Source organism: Streptomyces sp. NBC_01077 (assembly GCF_045162855.1).
GTDB lineage: Bacteria > Actinomycetota > Actinomycetes > Streptomycetales > Streptomycetaceae > Streptomyces.
In genome coordinates, this window is sequence record NZ_CP108669.1 from 5,998,521 (window position 1) to 6,020,175 (window position 21,655).

The window sequence follows — 21,655 nt, forward strand, 5'->3', positions numbered from 1 at the left end:
GAACACATGTCCACCGGGCGGGACTTACGTCCTTCCCGTGACGACCGAGACCCTTGACCCGCCGCCCGGACCGCCGCCCGGCAGAACACCGGCAGGCGCCCCGGCGGACACACCGCCCGACACGCCGCGACGACTCCACGCCGACCCCGGCCTTCCCGACCGGGTGTTCCGCACCGTCGCCCGCACCGGCGGCGGCCTCGTCCTCGCGGTCATGCTTCTCGTCGGCGGCTTCCTGCTCCTGCGCGCCTGGCAGGCCCTCGACCGCGCCGGCCTCTCCTTTCTCGCCACCGAGAACTGGGAGCCCGACGCCGGACGCTTCGGCATCGCGGCCGTCCTCCTCGGCACCGTCCTGATCGCCCTCGTCGCGATCGTCGTGGCCGTGCCGCTGGCCACCGGGGCAGCGCTCTACATCTCCGAGTACGCGGCGCCCCGGCTGCGCCGCACCCTCATCTCCACCGTCGACCTGATGGCCGCCGTGCCCTCGGTCGTCTACGGCCTGTGGGGCGTCTTCTGGCTGGAGGAGTCGATCCTCCCGATCGCCCGCTGGATCGCCACGTACCTCGGCTGGATCCCGTTCCTCCGCGTCGACGGCGCCGACCCCGACGATCCGCTGGCCCCGCCCACCGTCTACACCTCGTCCACCTTCGTCGCCGGTCTCGTCGTCGCGATGATGGTCGCGCCGATCATCTGCTCGATCATGCGCGAGGTCTTCTCCCAGGCCCCCGCCGGCGAGCGCGAGGGCGCGTACGCGCTCGGCGCCACCCGCTGGGGCATGATCCGCAGCGTCGTCCTGCCCTTCGGCAAGGGCGGCATGATCGGCGGCACCATGCTCGGCCTCGGCCGCGCCCTCGGCGAGACCATCGCCGTCTATATGGTCATCTCGCAGGTCTTCACCATCCAGTGGCACGTCCTGCAGACCGGCACCAGCTCGGTGTCCTCCCTCATCGCCCTGCGCTACGGCGAAGCCACGCCCTTCGGCATGTCCGCCCTGATGGCGGCCGGCTTCGCCCTCTTCGTCATGACCCTGATCGTCAACTTCGCCGCTTCCTCCATCGTCGCCCGCAGCCGCTCCGGCGCCACCAGCGACGCCTGAGCGGTGTCTCGCACCATGCTCCTCAAGAGGGGGACCCGAACCCGATGACCATCGCCCCGGAGCGGCCGAAGCTGCGACCGCCCGCCGAGAAGGCCCCGCCGCCCGGACCCGAACGCCGCCGTACCACCGGCACCCTGCGCGCCTCCGACGTGTACGCGCTGCTCGGCGCCGCCGCCGCCTCGATCGCCCTCACCTGGCTCCTCTTCGCCCGCCTGCTGCCCTTCAGCGGCGCCGTCGGCTTCGTGATCGTCGCGTACGTCCTCTTCCTCGGGCTGTACGCGCTGCTCGTCTCCTTCGACGAGGACGGGCCCGCCGTACGGGACCGGCTCGCCGGCGTCGTCGTCCGCAGCCTCGGGCTGCTCCTCCTCGCCGTCCTCGTCTTCGTCGTCGCCTTCACGCTCTGGGAGGGCCGCGAGGCCCTCGTCCACCTCAACTTCTTCACCGAGGACATGAGCCTGGCGGGCCCCCTCGAACCGCTCGACGTCGGCGGCATCCTGCACGCCGTCGTCGGCACCCTCGAACAGGTCGGCATCGCCCTCGCGCTCACCGTGCCCACCGGCATCGTCTGCGCCGTCTTCCTCACCGAAGTGCCCGGCCCCTTCGCGCGCCTGGTCCGCACCATCGTCGAGGCCATGACCGCGCTGCCCTCGATCGTCGCGGGACTCTTCATCTACGCGACCGTCATCCTGGCCCTGGGCGCCGAGCGCTCCGGGCTCGCCGCCTCGCTCGCCCTCTCCGTGATGATGCTCCCGATCATCATCCGCGCCTCCGACGTCGTCATCCGGCTCGTCCCCGGCACACTGCGGGAGGCCTCGTACGCCATGGGGTCCTCGCGCTGGCGAACGGTCTGGCACGTCGTCCTGCCGACCGCCCGCTCGGGACTGACCACGGCCGTGATCCTCGGCACCGCGCGCGGGGTGGGGGAGACCTCGCCCGTGCTGCTGACCGCCGGGTTCACCGCCGAGCTGAACGCCCTGCCGACCTCCGGCGCTCAGGTCTCCCTGCCGCTCGCCACCTTCGAGCTCGTCAAGTCGCCCGAACCGAACATGATCGCCCGCGGCTTCGGCACCGCCGCCGTCCTCATGCTGCTCGTCCTGCTCCTCTTCGTCCTCGCGCGGATCGCGGGCGGGCGCGGATCGGGGCAGCTGACGAAGCGCCAGGAGCGGCGCAGGGCCCTCGCCTCCCGGCAGGACGCGGCCCGGTGGGTCTCCGCCAGGGGGAACGTCTCCGCCTCCGGGGCCGCCGCGTCCCTGGCCGGCGCCGGGACCGCCGGGTCCTCCGCCGCGCCCGCCGACCGATCCGTACCTCCGAGGAGCACGCCGTGAGATCCGCCGCCCCGTTCGCCCGCACCGCCCTGGGGCTCGCCGCCGCCCTGTGCGCGGTGCTCGCCCTGCTCGTCCATCCGCCCGCCGCGCAGGCCGCCGGGTACACCAAGATCACCGGCTCCGGCTCGACCTGGAGCTCCAACGCCGTCGAGCAGTGGCGCCGCAACATCGGTGCCAACGTCGGCCTCACGGTCAACTTCAACGCCAACGGCTCCTCGCAGGGCCGCGAGCAGTTCAAGAACGGCACCGTCGACTTCGCCGTCTCCGAGATCCCGTACGGCCTCAACGACGGTGGCGCCACCGACGTGCCGCCGAGCCGCGGCTACGCGTACATGCCGATCGTCGCCGGCGGCACCGCCTTCATGTACAACCTGCGGATCGGCGGCCGTCAGGTCACCAACCTGCGGCTCTCCGGACCCGTCCTCGCGAAGATCTTCACCGGGCAGCTGACCATGTGGAACGCGCCCGAGATCAAGGCCGACAACCCCGGCCTGACCCTCCCCGCCCGCCGCATCGTCCCCGTCGTGCGCTCCGACGGCTCGGGCACCACGGCCCAGTTCACCACCTGGCTCGCCAAGGAGAACGGCTCCGTCTGGAACGACTACTGCCGTCGCGCCGGCCGCTCCACCCCCTGCGGCATGACCTCGTACTTCCCGGTCGTGCCCGGCACCACCACCGTCGCCAAGTCCGGCTCGCTCGGCGTCTCCGCCCACGTCCGCCAGCCGCAGGGCGAGGGCGCCATCACCTACGTCGAGTACTCGTACGCGATCAACGCGCACTTCCCGGTCGTCAAGGTGCTCAACCGCTCCGGCTACTACGTCGAGCCGACCGCCCAGGCCGTCGCGGTCGCCCTGCTCAGGGCCCGGATCAACCCGGACCGGAACTCGACGAACTACCTGACCCAGATCCTCGACGACGTCTACCGCTCCGAGGACAGGCGCAGCTACCCGCTCTCCAGCTACAGCTACATGGTCGTCCCGACCTCGGCGACCGCCCCGCACACCACCGAGAAGGGCCGCTCGCTCGGCACCTTCGCCCGCTACTTCCTCTGCGAGGGCCAGCAGCAGGCCGAGGAACTCGGCTACTCACCGCTCCCGAGGAACCTCGTCCAGGCGGGCTTCGACCAGGTCCGCCGGATACCCGGCGCGCCGGCCGGCGCCGTCGACCTCTCCGACTGCCGCAACCCCACCTTCTCGGCCGACGGCACCAACACCCTCGCCAAGAACGCCCCCATGCCGAAGGACTGCGACAAGCGCGGCGCGACCCAGTGCGGTGACGGCACGGGCGGCGCCAAGGGGACGAACACCCAGGTGAACAACGGCGGTTCGACCACGGGCGGCGGCGCCACGGGCGGCAACGGGAACGGCAACGGTGCCGGCTCCTCGACCGGCGGTTCCAGCGGCTCCGGCTCCAACAGCTCCGGCTCCAACGGTGGTTCGGCCGACGGTGGCACGGGCGGCGCCAACGGCTCCGGTGCCGACTCCGGCAACGGCAGCGGCGGTTCCTCGAACGGCGGTACGGGCGGCGGTACGGGTTCCGGTGGCGGCTCCGCCACCGGCGGTGCCACGGGCGGCGGAGCCGTCGACCCCGACACCGGCGAGGTCCTCGGCGACGGAGGTACGGGCGGAGGCACCGGCACCGGCCAGGACTCCGGCGGCAACCAGATCGTCGGCACCCCCGTCACCCTCGCCGCCGACACCGGAGGCGGCCTGCGCGGGATCCTCATGGCCCTCTCCGCGCTCCTGCTCCTCGCCACCGTCGTCGCCCCGCCCCTCGTCGGGCGAGCCCTCGCGGCCCGCGCCGAACGCCAGGGAGGGGTGCGATGAAGCCGGGCATCACCCGGAGGGCCGGACTGGGGGCGCTCCTCGCCGCTGTTCTGCTCGTACTGGTGCCGCTGCCGCAGGACACTTCGGCGGCGACCGACCCCTCCGAGAGCTCGGCGCTGACGAAACGCGGCACCAAGGGGCCGTACGACGACTTCTCGGGCCTCGAAGTCACCGTCCATCAGACGAGGAGTCTGCGGGGCCAGGGGCTGAACGTGACGTGGAAGGGCGGGAAGCCGACCCAGGGGCGGAAGACCGACTTCCTCCAGATCATGCAGTGCTGGGGCGACGACCCGGCGGGCCCGAAGCGGGAGCAGTGCCAGTTCGGCGCCGTGGTCAACGCCGACGGCTTCGGCGAGAACGTCCTGAAACGGGTGCTCACGGTCGGCAAGGACCCGCAGGAGAAGGAGTACGACGAACCCATCCCCTACCCGGGCGTTCCGGGCCAGACGACCGATCCGTTCGTGCCCTTCACCCCGGTCTCGGGTCCTCCGACGAAGACGTCCACCGACTGGACCTACTTCAGCAACAACGACACCAACGAGGAGCCCTTCGCCGTCACCCAGCCCGACGGAACGGGCGAGGTGGGCTTCAACCTGCAGTCCACCCGGGAGGCTCCGCACCTCGGCTGCGGCGATCCGGTCGGTACGGGCACGGACACGCGCGGCCGGAAGTGCTGGCTCGTCGTGGTGCCCCGCGGCTCCCACGATCCGGACGGGACCAGCTACAACGGCAGCCTGCGGTCCTCGCCGCTCTCCACCACCAACTGGAACGGGCGCATCGTCTTCCCGCTCGACTTCCTGCCCGTCGGCGACCCCTGCCCCACGGACAAGGCCGAGCGCCGGATGACCGGCTCCGAGCTGGTCACGGACGCCGTCACCTCCTGGCAGGCGGCCCTGTGCGCAGGCGGCTCCACCCGCTTCACCTTCTCCCAGCGGGGAGAGGAGCTGGCCCGGTCGAGCCTGCTCTCCCCGACCTCCACCTCACCCGGTCTCGGCTTCACCGTCGAGCCCGTCGAGCCCGTCGAAGGCAGCGGCAAGGGGGGATTCGTCCACGCCCCCGTGGCGGTCAGCGCGCTGACCGTCGGCTTCTTCTGGGAGGCCGACAAGATCGGGCTCGTGAAGGACCTGCGGCTGAACCCGCGGCTCCTCGCGAAGCTGCTCACGCTGTCCTACCCCTTCGACGTCCGGGTCGGCATGTGGGGCATGGAGCCCCTGGAGCATCTGAAGGGCAATCCGTCCACCATCCTCCGTGACCCGGAGTTCCTGAAGCTGAATCCGCAATTCGAGGAGTTCCGGCAGGGAGAGCTGAACTATCCCGGCGGAATTCTCCTTTCCGCCGAGCGGTCCGACACCGCGAAGGTCGTCTGGGACTATCTGCGGAGCAATCCGGATGCGCGTTCCTTCCTCGAAGGGAAGCCGGACCCCTGGGGAATGAAGATGAACCCCCACTACAAGAGTCTGGGAATCGCCGCAGCCAGTCTCCACGAGTTCCCGAAGGCCGACCCCACGGAGACGGAACTCGTGCTGTCGGGGAAATCCATCAGGTACGGGGCGATCGACCGCTCCCCGTACGCCGGCGATTTCCACGACGCCGCCCGATGGACGCGCAGGGGCACCAACAACACCAAGTACGAGGCCGCCGAGGACACGGCGACGGGCGGACTCAAGCTCACCGGCCCGTCGGCCCTTCCGGGCAGCCGCCGCGCCTACGGCATCATCGACTCGGCCTCGGCAACCCGCTATCAGCTCCAGGTCGCGGCCCTGGCGAACGCCGACGGCACCTACGTCCGGCCCACCACCCCCGCCCTGCTCAAGGCGGTCGAGCAGTTCAAGGACTCGTCCGTACCAGGGGTCCTCGCCTCCGACCCGGCACGCGCCAGGGACGGTGCCTACCCGCTGACGGTGGTGACCTACGCCGCCGCCTCCACCAGCCTTCCGGCGGACGCCCGCAAGGACTACGCGCGCGTGCTGCGCTACGCGGCCGGACCTGGGCAGAAGCAGGGCACGGCACCGGGTGAACTGCCCTTCGGCTACGCGCCGCTGCCCCTGAAGCTGAAGGCCCAGGCCGAGGCCGCGGCCGGCCGGCTCGAGCGCGGGGCACCGGCCGGCCCGGGCGCCACCACCGGCGGTACGACCGGCGGTGACGGCGGTGCGACCGGAGGCGCGGACTCCGGCGGCGGCCAGGGAGCGAGCGGCTCGACGGGCTCCGCGGGCGCCGGCTCCGGTGCCTCCGGCGGCGTGGGCCCCGGCTCCGGCGGAGGGTCCCCGGGCGGAGCCGCGACCGGCGGTGCGGACACCGGTGGGTCCTCCGGGTCGCCGTCCTCCGCCGCGCCGCCGCCGGCCTCCGGCGGGGGCGCGAACGGCTCCGGGGGCGCACCGGGGGAGAGGCTCGCCGACACCGGCAGCACCCCCTCCCAGGTACTCGGTGTCATCCGCTGGGTCCTTCTCTCGGTGCTGATCGTCGGCGGTCTTGCCGGTATCGCAGGACCCGCCGTCCTGGCCGCGGCCGGACGTCGCCGGATTCCCTCGGATTCACCTAGGACAGGAATTCGTAACCTGAAGAGCGGCTGAACGTGGTGGTCGCCCGTGCCGCCCGTACGGAATTGTTGTCCCCGGCCGGTCGACGGACCGGCCGGTTGAAGAATCCGGATTTTGCTTGTGCGTCCATTCCATGACATCCGTTTCCACGGAGGAGATCAGAAGTGAACGTCAAGTCCCGCGCTCGTATCGGTGCCGCCCTCGGTGTGGCCGCCCTCGGTCTCGGTGTCGCCCTCGCCCCCGCCGCGCAGGCCGACCCCAGCCCGATCACCCAGTACCGCACCCTCGCCGGCACCGGCTCGGACACGACCCAGGACGTCCTGAACGGCCTCGGCAACGTGGTCGTCAACGCCCTCGGCCAGAAGATCATCGCGTCCTGGGACGCCACCGGCACCGCCACCATCAAGACCAAGGCGACCGGCTGTGTGATCAACCGCCCGAACGGCTCGTCCGCCGGCATCGACGCGCTGCGCAACGCCGTGGACACCAACTCCGGCTGCCTCGACTTCGCCCGCTCCTCGCGCGGCCCGGCCGACACCAGCACCACGGACCTCACCTGGATCCCCTTCGCCAAGGACGCGGTGTCCTGGGTGAAGCGCTCCGACAGCACGCTGCCCTCCGACCTGACGGTGACGCAGCTGAAGGACATCTACGAGTGCAACCTCACCACCCTCAACGGCGTGGCGCTCACCCCGATCCTGCCGCAGGCCAACTCCGGCACGCGTCAGTTCTTCCTCTCCTCCATCGGCGTGGCCGCCCCGGGCTCCTGCGTCCAGCAGGGCGTCCAGGAGAACGACGGCACCGTCCTCGACACCGCCGGTGACATCGCGCCCTACTCCGTCGCCCAGTACACGGCGCAGGAGAAGGCCGTCGTCACGGACCGTCGCGGCGCGGCCGTCCTCGGCTCCGTCGGCACCGTCGCGCCCCGCAACGCCGACAAGACGCTGAACACGTCGTTCCCCTTCCTCCGTGACGTCTACAACGTCGTCCCGACCGCGAAGCTGGCCAACGCGACGATCGCCCAGACCTTCGTCGGTTCCACCTCCAAGGTCTGCGCCGCCACCGCGACGATCACCAACTACGGCTTCGGCGCCCTCGGCACCGCCTGCGGCGCCACCACCACCAAGGGCGAGCGCTGATCACCACCGCTCCCTGACCGCACACCGGCCGGGCACCCTCGGGTGCCCGGCCCCCCGGCGTACCCGAGCACCTCGACACCGCCGGTGACCAAGCGACCGCCGGTGACCTCGCACCGCGTCACACCGACAGCACCACCCCGAGGGCGAGCGCCGACCGCCCGGCCTGCCGCCCGTCCCGCACCGCCGACCACCGCCCACCGCCTCGGAGGAACTCCACCCCATGAACCCGATCGCACACCTCAGATCGCCCGTGGCCCTGCTCACGGCACTCGCCCTCCTCTGCGGCACCCTGGCGATCGTCCTGGCCATGTCCACGCCCGCCGCGGCGGTCACCCGGCACGGCGGCATCACCCTGACGCCCACCTCGGGCACCGTCGCCGCCGGCCCCACCGCCGCTGCCGCCGCCGCGGCCTGCCCGGCCCCGGTCGCTCAGGACAAGCCGTACGTCAAGGGCGTCCTCGCCCTCGTCAACCCCGGCGACCCGACCGTCAGCGCACCGATCGCCGAGGTCGTGCCCGGCGGCCCGCTCGGCAGCACCCCGATATCGGGCCCGCTCAGCGCCTCCGGCACGGGCCACGCCACGCTCCAGGACCGGCTGCGCGAGATCGTGCCCTCCGGGCCCCTCGACGGCCGGTACGAGCTGCGGCTCTTCTGCGAGACCGCGGGCGCGGAGGCGCGCGCCGAGTACTTCTCCCAGCTGATCGACGTCACCGGCGAGAACTGGGCCGTCGCCGACCAGCAGGCGACCAACGTGACGGTCACCTCCGACAGCGACACCCCGCCCGCCGGCCGCCCCTTCCCGGTCAGGGCGGACGTCCAGCCGGCGACCGCGGCGGGCACGGTCACGTTCCTCACGCTCGACGAGAACGCCGAGGTCGTCGAGCTCGGGACGAAGGAACTCGTCGACGGCAAGGCGGAGATCACCGCCACCATGCACGAGACGCTCAACGCCAACTTCCCCGTCCTGGCGCAGTACACGCCCGCCGACCCCGCCGCGTACACCGCCTCCTCGGTCCTCGCCACGTTCATCGCGGGCCCGGCCGTCACCCCCACGCCCACCGGCACCACCCCGACCCCCACCGGCACCACCCCGACCCCCACCGGCACCACCCCCACCCCGACGGGCACCGGCACCCCGACCCCCACGGACGACCCCACCGACACGCCCGCGCCGACGGACACGCCCAGCGGGACGCCGAGCGACACCCCGAGCCCGACCGGCACCGACACGCCGGCGCCGACCGCGACCGGGGACTCCGGCACCTCGGGCGGCTCCGGCGGCAGCGGTACGAGCGGCGGCTCCGGCGGTGACTCCGGCGGCAGCGGTACGAGTGGCGGCTCCGGCGGCGCCGACACCCACGGCGGCAACGGCAGCCTCGCCTCCACCGGCGCCTCCGCCGCGTCCGCCGCGCTCGGCTCCCTCGCGCTCTGCCTCCTCGGCGCGGCGGCCGTGATCCAGACCCGCCGCCGCAAGGCGGGCGCCCGCCCGTGACCACCGCACCGCCACCCACCGCCCCCCGCGCCGGGCTCGCCCTGGCCGGGGCGGCGCTGTGCGTCCTCGCCGCGCTGCTCATCGGCTTCGCCGCCAACCTCACCGTCGTCGGACACCTCCAGCACGCCCGCGAGCAGTCCACCGCCTACGACGAGCTGCGCGAGCAACTCGCCCTCGGCACCGCCCCGGTGGGCCAGCTCACCTACGACGGCAAGCCCCTTGCGCCGGGTGCGCCCGTCGCCCTGCTCCGTATCCCCGCGCTCGGACTCCGCGAGGTCGTCGCCGAGGGCACCACCTCCGAGGTCCTCATGTCGGGCCCCGGCCACCGCCGGGACACCGCCCTGCCCGGCCAGGCCGGGGCCAGCGTGATCATGGGGCGCAAGTGGGGCTACGGCAGCCCCTTCAACGACGTGCACCGGCTGCCGAACGGCGCCCGCGTCGAGGTGACCACCGGTCAGGGCAAGGCCGTGTACGAGGTGACGGGCGTCCGCCACCCCGGCGACCCCAACCCGGCGGCCCTCGGCCGGGGCGAGGGGCGGCTCACCCTGATGACCGCGACCGGTGGCGCGTACACACCCGAGGACGTCGTCCGCATCGACGCCGAGCTCGTCGGCCCGGCTCGGCCCAGCCCGCCCAGGCCGCTGCGCCCCGGCTGGATCACCGCCGCCGAGAAGCCCCTCGCCGGCGACCCCGACGCCTGGCCCGGGATCTTCCTCGGCGCCCAGGCCCTGCTGCTCGCGGCCCTGCTCACCGTCCTCGCCCGCCGGCGCTGGGGAAACCGCCAGACCTGGGTCACCGCCGTCCCGGTCCTCGTCGCCCTCGGCGTCCTCGTCTCCGGCGAGCTGACCCGGCTCCTCCCCAACCTCCTCTGACCGCTGTGGAGTTCACACCGTGACCGATCTCGTCGACACCGTCACCCTGCCGCCCGTGCCGGGCGGCGGTACGACGGCCCCGTCCCGGGCCGCCGCCCTCGAAGCCGACTCCGTCTCCGCCTGGTTCGGCGACCGCAAGGTCCTCGACCGGGTCTCGCTCGCCATGCCCGCCCGTGAGGTCACCGCCCTCATCGGCCCCTCCGGCTGCGGCAAGTCGACCTTCCTGCGCATCCTCAACCGGATGCACGAACTCACCGGCACCGCCTCGCTCGCCGGCCGGGTCCTCCTCGACGGCGCCGACATCTACGACCGGGGCCGCCGCATCACCCACGCCCGCCGTGAGATCGGCATGGTCTTCCAGAAGCCCAACCCCTTCCCGGCGATGTCCCTGTACGAGAACGTCCTCGCCGGCCTGAAGCTCGGCGGCATCCGGGCCGGCAGGGAGGCCAAGGACGACCTCGTCGAGGAGTGCCTGACCCGGGCCGGGCTCTGGAACGAGGTCAGGGACCGGCTGCGGCAGCCCGGCGGAGCGCTCTCCGGCGGTCAGCAGCAGCGCCTCTGCATCGCCCGCTCGCTCGCCGTCCGCCCGCGCGTCCTGCTCATGGACGAGCCCTGCTCGGCGCTCGACCCGACCTCCACCCGGCGCGTCGAGGAGACCATCGCCGAGCTGAAGTCGGAGGTCACCGTCGTGATCGTGACCCACAACATGCAGCAGGCGGCCCGCGTCTCCGACTCCTGCGCCTTCTTCCTCGCCGAACAGGGCACTCCCGGCGTGATCGTCGAACAGGGTCCTACGGAGACGGTGTTCGGCTCCCCGAGCGACCCGCGCACCGCCGACTACGTCAACGGCCGCTTCGGCTGAGACGGTCCCAGGAGTGCGCCCCGGTCCCAGGCGTGCGCCCCGGTCCCAGGCGTGCGCCCCGGTCCCGGGCCTGCGCCCCAGTCCCCAGCGTGCGCCCCCGGCGTGCGGCTGCCGCCCTACGTCACATGCCGTACGGGGTTCACCCGGACGGGCGAAGGGCGGAGCGGGAATGCGGAAGGGCCGGTACGGAGCGGACTCCGTACCGGCCCTTCGTGGCTGTGCGGGGGTCAGAGACCCGCCGCCGCCGACAGGTCCCGCTTGATCGCGACCAGCACCTCGGCGGCCGTCGCCCGGGCCGGGGCGAGGTCGACCGCCGCGGCGACCGGCACCACGACCTCCAGGTAGCACTTGAGCTTGGGCTCGGTGCCGCTCGGGCGGACGATCACCCGGGCCTTGTAGGCGCCCTCCAGGTGGTAGCGCAGCCCGTCCGTCGGGGGCAGCGACTCCGTGCCCTTCGTCAGGTCCTCCGCGGAGACGACCGTCAGGCCGGCGAGCAGGACCGGCGGCCGCTCGCGCAGCGCCGTCATGGCGTTCGCGATGACGCTCAGGTCCTCGACCCGCACCGACAGCTGGTCCGTGGCGTGCAGGCCGTGCGCGACCGCCAGGTCGTCGAGCAGGTCGGTCAGCGTCCGGCCCTGCTCCTTGAGGACCGACGCAAGCTCGGTCACGAGCAGCGCCGCCGTGATGCCGTCCTTGTCGCGGACGCCCTCCGGGTCGACGCAGTAGCCGAGCGCCTCCTCGTAGCCGTACCGCAGGCCCTCCACGCGGGCGATCCACTTGAAGCCGGTCAGCGTCTCCTCGTAGCCGACGCCCGCGGCCTCCGCGATCCGGCCGAGCAGCGAGGACGACACGATCGACTCGGCGAACACGCCCGTCGCGCCCTTGTGCACCAGGTGCGCGGCCAGCAGCGCGCCCACCTCGTCGCCGCGGAGCATCCGCCAGCCGCCCACGACCGTCGCGTCGGGCACGGCCACGGCGCAGCGGTCGGCGTCCGGGTCGTTGGCGATGATCAGGTCGGGGTCCACGGCCCGGGCCGCCTCGAAGGCGAGGTCCATGGCACCCGGCTCCTCCGGGTTCGGGAAGGCGACCGTCGGGAACGCCGGGTCCGGCTCGGCCTGCGCGGCGACCAGCGCGGGCGGCGGGAAGCCGGCCCGGGCGAAGGCGGCCGTCAGGACGTCCTTGCCGACGCCGTGCATGGCCGTGTAGACGGTCCGCGCGGTGCGGGGGGACCCGGAGGTCAGGACGGCGTCCGTACGCTCCAGGTAGGCGTCCAGGACCTCGTCACCGAGGGTCTCCCAGCCGGTCTCGGGACGGGGGACGTCGTGCAGCGAGCGGATCGCGTCGATCTCGGCGGCGATCTCCGCGTCGGCGGGCGGCACGATCTGCGAGCCGTCGCCGAGGTAGACCTTGTAGCCGTTGTCGCGCGGCGGGTTGTGGCTCGCGGTCACCTCGACACCCGCGACGGCGCCCAGATGCCTTATGGCGAACGCGAGGACGGGCGTCGGCAGCGGGCGGGGGAGGAGCGCGGCGCGCAGCCCGGCGCCGGTCATCACGGCGGCGGTGTCGCGCGCGAAGTCCGCGGACTTGTAGCGGGCGTCGTAGCCGATGACGACGAGGCCGCCCTCCTGGCCCTTGGCCCTGAGGTACGCGGCGAGGCCGGCGGCGGCGCGGATGACGACCGAGCGGTTCATCCGCATGGGCCCGGCGCCCAGCTCACCACGGAGCCCGGCGGTGCCGAACTGGAGGGTGCCGGCGAAGCGGGCGGCGAGCTCGTCGCCGGCGCCGCCGTCGAGCAGCGCGGCCAGCTCGTCACGGGTCTCAGGGTCGGGGTCCTCGGCGAGCCAGGCCTGGGCCCGGGTGAGGAGATCGTCCTGCGTCACGGTGTGCCTTTCGGGGGTCGGCGGGGGCGGTGGTGGGTGCGGGTGGGTGGTGCGGGGTGCCGCTGCGCGGAGCCTTCCCCCACCCCGCCCCTTCCCGAAACTGGGGGCAGGCCCCCAGACCCCGTACGGCCTTCGGCCGTGCCCTCGAACGCCGGGCGGGCTGAAAACCCGGCCCCGCCTGGGGTCCCCCCACGCCCGCAAGGGCGTAGGGGGAGTTCGGGGCGCGGGGTCCGGGGCGGAGCCCCGGTTCGGGAAGGGGCGCGGTGAAGACTCAGATCCGGTCGAGGACCCGCGTCAGCAGCTCACCCATCCGCGCGGCCGAGTCCCGGCCCGCCTGAAGGACTTCCTCGTGGTTCAGCGGCTCGCCCGAGAGCCCCGCCGCCAGGTTGGTGACCAGGGAGATGCCGAGGACCTCGGCACCCGCCTCGCGCGCGGCGATGGCTTCCAGGACGGTGGACATGCCGACCAGGTCGCCGCCGAGCACGCGGACCATGTTGATCTCGGCCGGGGTCTCGTAGTGCGGCCCGGGGAACTGCACGTAGACGCCCTCTTCGAGGGTCTCGTCGACCTCCTTGCACAGCGCGCGCAGCCGCGGCGAGTACAGGTCGGTGAGGTCGACGAAGTTCGCGCCGACGATCGGGGAGGCCGCCGTCAGGTTGAGGTGGTCGCTGATGAGGACCGGCTGGCCGGGGCGCATGCCCTCTCGCAGGCCGCCGCAGCCGTTGGTCAGGATGATCGTCTTGCAGCCGGCGGCGACGGCGGTGCGGACGCCGTGGGCCACGGAGGCGACGCCGCGGCCCTCGTAGAAGTGGGTGCGGCCGAGGAAGACGAGGGCGCGCTTCTCACCGATCTTGTACGAGCGGATCTTGCCGCCGTGGCCCTCGACGGCGGGCGGCGGGAAGCCGGGAAGGTCGGTGACCGGGAACTCGGCCTCGGGGGCACCGAGCGCGTCGACGGCGGGCGCCCAGCCCGAGCCCATGACCAGGGCGACGTCGTGGTTCTCGACTCCGGTCAGCTCGCGAAGACGTGCGGCAGCGGCCTCGGCGGCCTCGTACGGGGTGGCAGTTGCGTTCACTGACTCTCTCGCCTCGGGGAGGGGGGTCCGAGGTTGGCCCCGGACGGATTTGATACGCGCAGAAGCGTATCCGGACTTTGCCTACGCGCGTAGATGACGATGCCGACGGACATGCGATCGTTGTCTTGTCGTTTCCGACGAATGGCGCACGTTCACCCCGTCCCCCACGCGTCGGCAGTTCGTACACCTCCGGCCGCCACCGTCAGCAGGGACGCTTGCGCAACTCCATCACGTAGTCGTGCGGCGCGCCCGCCGACTCGGCCGCGTCGGCGACCTCGCCGAGGTACCGCGCCGACGGCAGTCCGCCCTCGTACGCGTTGAGGACGTACAGCCAGGCCGGCTCCTCGCCGTCCAGGGTGTGCACCCGGACCCGCATCCGGCGGTAGATGTCCAGGCCGACGCCCTCCCAGCGGTCCATGGACTCCTCGTCCATCGGCGCGATGTCGTACAGCGCCACGAAGACCTGGGAGCGGGGGGCCTCCACGATGGTGGCCAGCGCTCCCTCCCAGCCCATCTGCTCGCCGCCGAAGGTCAGCCGCCAGCCGTTCAGCCAGCCGGTGCCGCGCAGCGGGGAGTGCGGTGCGCGGCGGCTCATCAGCCGCGCGTCGAGGTTGCCGGCGAAAGCGGCGTAGAGCGACATGGGACCGAGGGTACGGGAGGGGGCGGGGTGCCCGCCGAACTCCGAGGTGGGGGCCGTGGGGTACGTGCTCCGGGGTGCGAGGAGCGGCCGGGCCCGGAGGTCCCGCGGCGGGCCGGGACGGCGGGTGCGCCCCTTCGGAGGCCCCGGCGTGAGGCCGCGCCGGGCGTGCGGGAGAATGGGGTACGCACTTGAAGCGTGCGGGACAATGGCGTACGCACTGCATCCCAGCGGGGGGACCCCCCGGCAGAACGAGAGCGCGAGGCGTAGATCCCAGTGACCCGGATCGTGATCATCGGCGGCGGACCCGGCGGATACGAGGCGGCCCTGGTGGGCGCCCAACTCGGCGCGGAGGTGACCGTCGTCGACTGCGACGGCCTCGGCGGCGCGTCCGTCCTGACCGACTGCGTCCCCTCCAAGACCCTGATCGCCACCGCCGAGGTGATGACCACCTTCGACTCCTCGTACGAGGAGCTCGGCATCATCGTCGCGGACGACACCCCGCACGTGGAGCAGGCGGCCCGTGTCGTGGGCGTGGACCTCGGCAAGGTCAACCGACGGGTGAAGCGCCTCGCGCTCGCCCAGTCGCACGACATCACCGCCTCCGTCACCCGGGCCGGCGCCCGGGTGCTGCGCGGCCGCGGCCGGCTCTCCGGCCGGCAGGCGATGGACGGCTCCCGCCAGGTGATCGTCACGGCCGCCGACGGCACGGAGGAGACGCTGACCGCGGACGCCGTGCTCATCGCGACCGGCGGCCACCCGCGCGAGGTGCCGGACGCCAAGCCGGACGGCGAGCGCATCCTGAACTGGACGCAGGTCTACGACCTCAAGGAGCTCCCGGAGGAGCTCATCGTGGTCGGTTCCGGTGTGACGGGTGCCGAGTTCGCCGGCGCCTACCAGGCGCTCGGCTCGCGGGTCACCCTGGTCTCCTCCCGCGACCGCGTGCTGCCCGGCGAGGACCCGGACGCCGCCGCCGTCCTGGAGGACGTCTTCCGCCGTCGTGGCATGAACGTCATGGCCCGCTCCCGCGCCGAGTCCGCCAAGCGGGTCGGCGACCGGGTCGAGGTCACCCTCGCGGACGGCCGGGTCATCTCCGGCACGCACTGTCTGATGGCGGTCGGCGCGATCCCGAATTCGGCCGGAATGGGTCTGGAGGAGGCGGGGGTCAAACTGAAGGACTCCGGTCACATCTGGACCGACAAGGTCTCCCGCACGTCCGCCCCCGGCGTGTACGCGGCCGGTGACGTGACCGGTGTCTTCGCGCTCGCCTCGGTGGCCGCGATGCAGGGCCGTATCGCGATGTACCACTTCCTCGGCGACGCGGTGGCCCCGCTCAACCTGAAGACGGTCTCGTCGAACGTCTTCACCGACCCCGAGATCGCCACCGTCGGCTACACGCAGGCCGACGTGGACGCGGGCAAGATCGACGCCAAGGTCGTCAAGCTGCCGCTGCTGCGCAACCCGCGCGCGAAGATGCAGGGCATCCGGGACGGCTTCGTCAAGATCTTCTGCCGTCCGGGCACGGGCATCGTGGTCGGCGGCTGTGTCGTCGCCCCGAAGGCGAGCGAACTGATCCATCCGATCTCGATCGCGGTCGACAACAATCTGACGGTCGAACAGATCGCAAATGCTTTCACCGTGTACCCCTCGTTGTCGGGTTCGATCGCGGAAGTGGCACGGCAGTTGCACACCCGGAAGTCCGCGGGCGAGGCCTGACAGCCCTCCGTACGCCCCTCCGGCGCGCGGCTCCCGCCTGCGGGAACGGTTCGCCGACTCGGACAACCCCCGGCAAGGCAGGGCATAGCCCTGGCGCGAAGCGGATCAACGACGGGGTCTCCCATACCACTTGGAGGCCCCGTCTGTGTGCATCTTCTGCAATTCGGCGCATAGTGCTGAAAACTATCGGCCGGTCACGTTACTGTCAGTTTCGTGTTCGCTGCAGAACGTCGCCAGTTGATCCTCGAAATGGTGCGAGCCAATGGGGCCGTGTCGCTCCGCGAGCTCGCCCGCGTCGTCCAGACCTCTGAAGTGACCGTACGGAGAGACGTACGGGCCCTTGAGGCAGAAGGACTCCTCGACCGCCGGCACGGCGGTGCGGTGTTGCCGGGCGGATTCACGCGAGAATCCGGCTTCCCGCAGAAATCCCATCTCGCCACCGCGGAGAAGACGGCCATCGCCGACGTCGCCGCGAGCCTCGTCGAAGAAGGCGAGGCCATCGTCGTCGGCGCCGGGACGACCACGCAGGAGCTGGCCCGCCGGCTCGCCCGCGTGCCCGGTCTGACCGTGGTCACCAACTCGCTCCTGGTCGCCCAGGCCCTCGCCCACGCCAACCGGGTCGAGGTCGTCATGACCGGGGGCACCCTGCGCGGCTCCAACTACGCCCTGGTGGGCAGCGGGGCCGAGCAGTCGCTCCAGGGCCTCCGGGTCTCCCGCGCCTTCCTCTCCGGGAGCGGTCTGACCGCCGAGCGCGGCCTGTCCACGTCCAACATGCTCTCCGCGAGCGTGGACCGGGCGCTGGTCCAGGCGGCGGCGGAGGTCGTGGTCCTCGCCGACCACACCAAGCTCGGCTCCGACACCATGTTCCAGACGGTGCCCACGGACGTCATCACCCGCCTGGTGACCGACGAGCCGCCCGCCCACGACGACCGGGCCGCCACCGAGCTCCAGGCCCTCGCCGACCAGGGTGTGCAGATCGCCGTCGCCGGTACGGGCGCCGCCGGTGGCCCCCCGGGCGGTGACCAGGTCCCCCCGGGCGCCCGGCCCCGCCGTGACATGCCGCTCCCGGTGCAGCGCGGCCGGATGGCGGCGGGTCAGTTCCGGGGCCCGGGCGGAGGGATGGCCGCCGAGACGCTGGAGCGCACGGCACGCGTCGCGGACATGCGGCGCCGCTGAGGTCCGTGGTCGTGAGGCGGTGAAGCCCGCGGCCCCGTTGCCCCTTCGAGGGACCCTCCCCCAGGGGTCCCACGCGCCGCGGAACTCTTCTCGCCGCGGCGGTGGTTCCCGCTTCAGTCCTTGATGCCCCGAAGCGTCAGCGCGAGCAGGCGGTCCGCCAACTCCGTGTCCTCCGGACACTGTTCCGCCGCCAGCGCGATGGCGTTCGTCAGCTGCATCAGATCGCCGATCGACACGTCGGCGCGCACCTGGCCCGCCTCCCGGGCGCGCCCGAGCAGTCGCTCGCCCGCCGCGCGCAGCGGCTCGCTGCACTGGGCGAGCGCCGAACTCCGGTCGTACGAGGCGGACATCAGCGCGTGTGCGAGCCCCCGGTACTCGCCCGCGTGGGCGATCAGCGCCCGCAGCCACTCCACGAGCGCCCGGCACGGTTCCTCGGCCTCGGCCAGCTCCCCCGAGCGGTGCAGGAGTTCCGCCAGGGCTTCCTGGAAGACGGAGTTGAGCAGTTCGGCCCGGGTGGGGAAGTGGCGGTAGAGGGTGCCGATCCCCACGCCCGCGCGGCGCGCGATCTCCTCCAGGGGCGCGTCGGCGCCCTGTTCGCCGAAGGTGGCGCGGGCTTCGGTGAGCAGCCGTTCGTGGTTGCGTCGCGCGTCGGCTCGCATGGCCGGTGGATCGCCCTCCCCTCGACGAAGGGCCCGCAGGCGACTGCCTGCGGGCCCTTCGTACCGTACTCGGTGCCTACGGTCAGTCCTTGATGTCGCAGATCGCGGCGCCGGAGGTGACCGACGCGCCGACCTCGGCGGTCAGGCCCTTGACGGTGCCGGAGCGGTGCGCGTTGAGCGGCTGCTCCATCTTCATGGCCTCCAGGACGACGATCAGATCGCCTTCCTTGACCTCCTGGCCCTCCTCGACCGCGACCTTCACGATCGTGCCCTGCATCGGGGAGGCGAGGGTGTCACCGGAAGCGGCCGGGCCGGACTTCTTGGCAGCGCGGCGCTTCGGCTTCGCACCGGCCGCGAGACCCGTGCGGGCCAGCGTCATGCCGAGCGAGGACGGCAGGGAGACCTCGAGACGCTTGCCGCCGACCTCGACCACGATCGTCTCGCGGCCGGACTCGTCCTCGTCGGCGTCGGCGCCGGCCGGGGCGAACGGCTTGATCTCGTTGACGAACTCGGTCTCGATCCACCGGGTGTGGATCCGGAACGGGTCGGCGGTGAACGCCGGGTCGACGACGACCGCCTGGTGGAACGGAATGGCCGTGGCCATGCCCTCCACCTTGAACTCGCCGAGCGCACGCGCGGCCCGCTGGAGGGCCTGCTCGCGGGTGGCGCCGGTGACGATCAGCTTGGCCAGGAGCGAGTCCCAGGCCGGGCCGATGACGCTGCCGGACTCCACGCCCGCGTCCAGCCGGACACCGGGGCCGGTCGGCGGGGTGAAGAGGGTGACGGTGCCGGGGGCGGGCAGGAAGCCGCGGCCCGGGTCCTCGCCGTTGATACGGAACTCGAAGGAGTGACCCCGGATCTCCGGGTCGCCGTAGCCGAGCTCCTCGCCGTCGGCGATCCGGAACATCTCGCGGACCAGGTCGATGCCGGTGACCTCTTCGGTGACCGGGTGCTCGACCTGCAGACGGGTGTTGACCTCCAGGAAGGAGATCGTGCCGTCCGTGCCGACGAGGAACTCGACCGTGCCGGCGCCGACGTAGCCGGCCTCCTTCAGGATCGCCTTCGACGCCGCGTACAGCTCCGCGTTCTGCGCCTCGGAGAGGAACGGCGCGGGGGCCTCCTCGACGAGCTTCTGGTGGCGGCGCTGCAGCGAGCAGTCACGCGTGGAGACCACGACGACGTTGCCGTGGGAGTCGGCCAGGCACTGCGTCTCCACGTGCCGCGGCTTGTCCAGGTAGCGCTCCACGAAGCACTCGCCCCGGCCGAACGCGGCGACAGCCTCGCGCACGGCGGAGTCGTACAGCTCGGGAACCTCTTCCAGCGTCCGCGCCACCTTCAGACCGCGACCGCCACCACCGAAGGCGGCCTTGATCGCGATCGGCAGTCCGTGCTCCCGGGCGAACGCGACGACCTCGTCGGCGCCGGAGACCGGGTCGGGCGTACCGGCGACGAGCGGGGCACCGGCGCGCTGCGCGATGTGACGCGCCGCCACCTTGTCGCCCAGGTCCCGGATCGCCTGCGGCGGCGGGCCGATCCACGTCAGACCGGCGTCGAGGACGGCCTGCGCGAACTCCGCGTTCTCGGAAAGGAACCCGTAGCCGGGGTGGATCGCGTCCGCGCCCGAGTCCTTCGCCGCCTGCAACACCTTCGCCATGTCCAGATAACTGGTCGCCGGAGTGTCACCGCCCAGAGCGAACGCCTCGTCAGCCGCCCGGACATGCAGAGCATCCCGGTCCGGCTCGGCGTACACGGCCACGCTGCCGATACCTGCGTCCCGGCACGCCCGGGCCACACGGACAGCGATTTCGCCACGGTTGGCGATGAGCACCTTGCGCACGATGGCTCCCTCCTTGAAACAAGCTGAGTTTAGGGACTGCCGACACGGCCTTTCGACCCGTCCCCAGTGGTGAGCTTGCCCACACGGAGCGTGACCCCGGGCCTGCTCGGGTCGTGAATTCCCTTGTCGCACCACGGTACGCAGGGTTCCTTTACGGCACAGTAGCTCCGAGGTGTGGCGCAGGTCTCTGTTCGTGCGGCCAGTCGCCATTCGGGTTTCTTTGTCGAGTCCCTACGAATGGCCCAACGATTCTTTGCCCTGCCGCCCGCCGCCGCCCGTCGTGTGCGCACTCTTGTCCAGGGGTTTACCGGCCAGTAGCCTTCGCGCTGTCGATCGTACTGTCGGTAACAGTCGTATGCAGGGGGTGGCCGAGGTGGCCCGCAGACCGATAGCTCTCGTGACGGCGGCGGTGCTGTTCCTCGAAGCGCCCGGGATCGTCGCGATCAACGCCGTGATGGCACGGTTCGTCAAAGTCCAGGCGATGTCCCTCGACGGCATGGACCCGGACGCGATGTACACCGGTACCTGGGCGCTCGGCATCGCCTCCGGCGTCGCCCTCGCCCTGTGCGGCCTCGTCGCCCTCGTGGCCGGCATCCGCGACCGCCGGCCCGGTCGTGTCGGCCGGGGTCTGCTCATCGGCTGTGCGGTCGTGCACGGCATCCTCGGCGCGGTCACCGTCGGCCTGATCGGCTGGGGCGCGTTCGCCTTCATGATGCTCGTACTCGGCCTGATCGTGCTCACTCTTGTGGCGTACGGCAAGGAGCACGGGAAGGGTGCCGAGCCCCGCGAAGAGGCGCCGGTACCCGCGTAGGGGCACCAATACCCGCGTCGGAGCACCGGCCCCCGCGTAGGAGGGCCGGTGTCCGCGCGACCGGCTTCTCAGGCCCAGAGGTCGGTGATCCGCACGCCCAGCTTCCCGAGCAGCGTGCGGAGCAGCGGCAGTGACAGGCCGATCACATTGCCCGGGTCCCCGTCGATGCCGTCGATGAACGGCGCCGAGCGCCCGTCCAGGGTGAACGCGCCCGCCACGTGCAGTGGTTCTCCGCTCGCCACGTACGCCGCGATCTCGTCGTCCGTCGGCTCGCCGAAGCGGACCACGGTGGAGGCCGTCGCCGACTCGTAGCGCTTGGCGGCCGTGTCGTACACACAGTGACCGGTCTGGAGGATGCCGACCCGGCCGCGCATCGCCTTCCAGCGGGCAGTTGCCTCCTCGGCGTCCGCCGGCTTGCCGAGGGCCTGCTTGTCGAGCTCCAGGACCGAGTCGCAGCCGATGACCAGGGCGCCGAACACCTCGGGCCGGGCGGCCACATGGGCGGCCTTCGCCTCCGCGAGGGCGAGCGCGAGCTCGGCCGGGGTCGGGGCGTGCACCTTGTCCTCGTCGACCCCGCTCACGATCACCTCGGGGGCGAGCCCGGCCTGCCGGAGCAGGTTGAGGCGGGCGGGGGAGGCGGAGGCGAGCACGACACGGCGCGGATCAGCAGTCATGGGGGCAGCGTAGCCAGTCGGGGGGTCCCGTTCGCGTCGAAGGC

At 72.3% G+C, this 21,655-nt stretch carries 17 protein-coding genes; 11 read left to right on the plus strand and 6 right to left on the minus strand.

The annotated features are described in order from the left end of the window. Window positions 1-37 precede the first annotated feature (37 nt). The 8 genes from pstC to OG462_RS27345 all read left to right on the plus strand — a co-directional run bounded on the left by pstC (window position 38) and on the right by OG462_RS27345 (window position 11,146). Window positions 38-1,093, plus strand: coding sequence for a phosphate ABC transporter permease subunit PstC (pstC, locus tag OG462_RS27310; RefSeq protein ID WP_406061541.1), 1,056 nt, complete (start codon window positions 38-40; stop codon window positions 1,091-1,093). Window positions 1,094-1,137: 44 nt separating this feature from the next. Next, complete coding sequence (gene pstA / locus OG462_RS27315) at window positions 1,138-2,418, plus strand: phosphate ABC transporter permease PstA (RefSeq protein WP_406061542.1); 1,281 nt, start codon at window positions 1,138-1,140, stop codon at window positions 2,416-2,418. After that, window positions 2,415-4,244 (plus strand): phosphate ABC transporter substrate-binding protein PstS, encoded by a 1,830-nt coding sequence (gene pstS / locus OG462_RS27320; RefSeq protein WP_406061544.1) that lies wholly within the window; start codon window positions 2,415-2,417, stop codon window positions 4,242-4,244. The genes pstA and pstS overlap by 4 nt, the downstream gene beginning before the upstream one ends. Further along, window positions 4,241-6,814 (plus strand): hypothetical protein, encoded by a 2,574-nt coding sequence (locus OG462_RS27325; RefSeq protein ID WP_406061545.1) that lies wholly within the window; start codon window positions 4,241-4,243, stop codon window positions 6,812-6,814. The genes pstS and OG462_RS27325 overlap by 4 nt, the downstream gene beginning before the upstream one ends. A 131-nt stretch (window positions 6,815-6,945) precedes the next feature. After that, window positions 6,946-7,920, plus strand: a complete 975-nt coding sequence (locus tag OG462_RS27330) for a substrate-binding domain-containing protein (protein ID WP_406061547.1) — start codon at window positions 6,946-6,948, stop codon at window positions 7,918-7,920. Between the two features lie 220 nt (window positions 7,921-8,140). Beyond that, a complete protein-coding gene (locus OG462_RS27335) occupies window positions 8,141-9,412 on the plus strand; it encodes a hypothetical protein (RefSeq protein WP_406061548.1) in 1,272 nt (423 codons plus the stop codon). After that, complete coding sequence (locus tag OG462_RS27340; RefSeq protein ID WP_406061549.1) at window positions 9,409-10,284, plus strand: sortase; 876 nt, start codon at window positions 9,409-9,411, stop codon at window positions 10,282-10,284. The genes OG462_RS27335 and OG462_RS27340 overlap by 4 nt, the downstream gene beginning before the upstream one ends. A 55-nt stretch (window positions 10,285-10,339) precedes the next feature. Then, window positions 10,340-11,146, plus strand: coding sequence for a phosphate ABC transporter ATP-binding protein (locus OG462_RS27345; protein WP_406066739.1), 807 nt, complete (start codon window positions 10,340-10,342; stop codon window positions 11,144-11,146). A gap of 227 nt (window positions 11,147-11,373) precedes the next feature. On the opposite strand, the gene OG462_RS27350 is transcribed toward OG462_RS27345, so the two are convergent. From OG462_RS27350 to OG462_RS27360, 3 genes are all read right to left on the minus strand, one after another. Next, the gene (locus OG462_RS27350) at window positions 11,374-13,026 is read right to left on the minus strand and encodes a phospho-sugar mutase (protein WP_406061551.1); all 1,653 of its coding nucleotides are present in this window, start codon (window positions 13,024-13,026) and stop codon (window positions 11,374-11,376) included. Between the two features lie 271 nt (window positions 13,027-13,297). Then, window positions 13,298-14,101, minus strand: a complete 804-nt coding sequence (locus OG462_RS27355) for a purine-nucleoside phosphorylase (RefSeq protein WP_266895866.1) — start codon at window positions 14,099-14,101, stop codon at window positions 13,298-13,300. Window positions 14,102-14,303: 202 nt separating this feature from the next. Continuing rightward, window positions 14,304-14,741, minus strand: a complete 438-nt coding sequence (locus tag OG462_RS27360) for a gamma-glutamylcyclotransferase (RefSeq protein ID WP_406061553.1) — start codon at window positions 14,739-14,741, stop codon at window positions 14,304-14,306. 273 nt (window positions 14,742-15,014) lie between these two features. Here OG462_RS27360 and OG462_RS27365 point away from each other — a divergent pair, with 273 nt between their 5' ends. Both OG462_RS27365 and OG462_RS27370 read left to right on the plus strand, forming a co-directional pair. Next, window positions 15,015-16,454, plus strand: a complete 1,440-nt coding sequence (locus OG462_RS27365; RefSeq protein WP_406061554.1) for an NAD(P)H-quinone dehydrogenase — start codon at window positions 15,015-15,017, stop codon at window positions 16,452-16,454. Window positions 16,455-16,703: 249 nt separating this feature from the next. Then, window positions 16,704-17,630: a DeoR/GlpR family DNA-binding transcription regulator gene (locus OG462_RS27370; protein ID WP_030323936.1), complete on the plus strand. Its 927-nt coding sequence runs from the start codon at window positions 16,704-16,706 to the stop codon at window positions 17,628-17,630. 113 nt (window positions 17,631-17,743) lie between these two features. Here OG462_RS27370 and OG462_RS27375 read toward each other — a convergent pair whose 3' ends face one another. Both OG462_RS27375 and OG462_RS27380 read right to left on the minus strand, forming a co-directional pair. Beyond that, a complete protein-coding gene (locus OG462_RS27375; protein ID WP_406061556.1) occupies window positions 17,744-18,289 on the minus strand; it encodes a TetR/AcrR family transcriptional regulator in 546 nt (181 codons plus the stop codon). A gap of 82 nt (window positions 18,290-18,371) precedes the next feature. Next, window positions 18,372-20,126: an acetyl/propionyl/methylcrotonyl-CoA carboxylase subunit alpha gene (locus OG462_RS27380; protein ID WP_406061557.1), complete on the minus strand. Its 1,755-nt coding sequence runs from the start codon at window positions 20,124-20,126 to the stop codon at window positions 18,372-18,374. 355 nt (window positions 20,127-20,481) lie between these two features. Between OG462_RS27380 and OG462_RS27385 the strand changes: the two genes are divergently transcribed. Continuing rightward, window positions 20,482-20,937, plus strand: coding sequence for a hypothetical protein (locus tag OG462_RS27385; RefSeq protein ID WP_406061558.1), 456 nt, complete (start codon window positions 20,482-20,484; stop codon window positions 20,935-20,937). Between the two features lie 68 nt (window positions 20,938-21,005). Here OG462_RS27385 and OG462_RS27390 read toward each other — a convergent pair whose 3' ends face one another. Further along, entirely contained in the window at window positions 21,006-21,611 is a 606-nt protein-coding gene (locus tag OG462_RS27390; protein WP_406061560.1) for a nucleoside triphosphate pyrophosphatase, read from the minus strand. Window positions 21,612-21,655: the final 44 nt, after the last annotated feature.

Coding starts and splice junctions, on each gene's coding strand:
- OG462_RS27375 (WP_406061556.1), bottom strand. CDS start 18,289: ATGCGAGCCGACGCGCGACGCAACCACGAACGGCTGCTCACCGAAGCC.
- OG462_RS27335 (WP_406061548.1), top strand. CDS start 8,141: ATGAACCCGATCGCACACCTCAGATCGCCCGTGGCCCTGCTCACGGCA.
- OG462_RS27385 (WP_406061558.1), top strand. CDS start 20,482: ATGCAGGGGGTGGCCGAGGTGGCCCGCAGACCGATAGCTCTCGTGACG.
- OG462_RS27360 (WP_406061553.1), bottom strand. CDS start 14,741: ATGTCGCTCTACGCCGCTTTCGCCGGCAACCTCGACGCGCGGCTGATG.
- pstA (WP_406061542.1), top strand. CDS start 1,138: ATGACCATCGCCCCGGAGCGGCCGAAGCTGCGACCGCCCGCCGAGAAG.
- OG462_RS27370 (WP_030323936.1), top strand. CDS start 16,704: ATGGTGCGAGCCAATGGGGCCGTGTCGCTCCGCGAGCTCGCCCGCGTC.
- OG462_RS27390 (WP_406061560.1), bottom strand. CDS start 21,611: ATGACTGCTGATCCGCGCCGTGTCGTGCTCGCCTCCGCCTCCCCCGCC.
- OG462_RS27325 (WP_406061545.1), top strand. CDS start 4,241: ATGAAGCCGGGCATCACCCGGAGGGCCGGACTGGGGGCGCTCCTCGCC.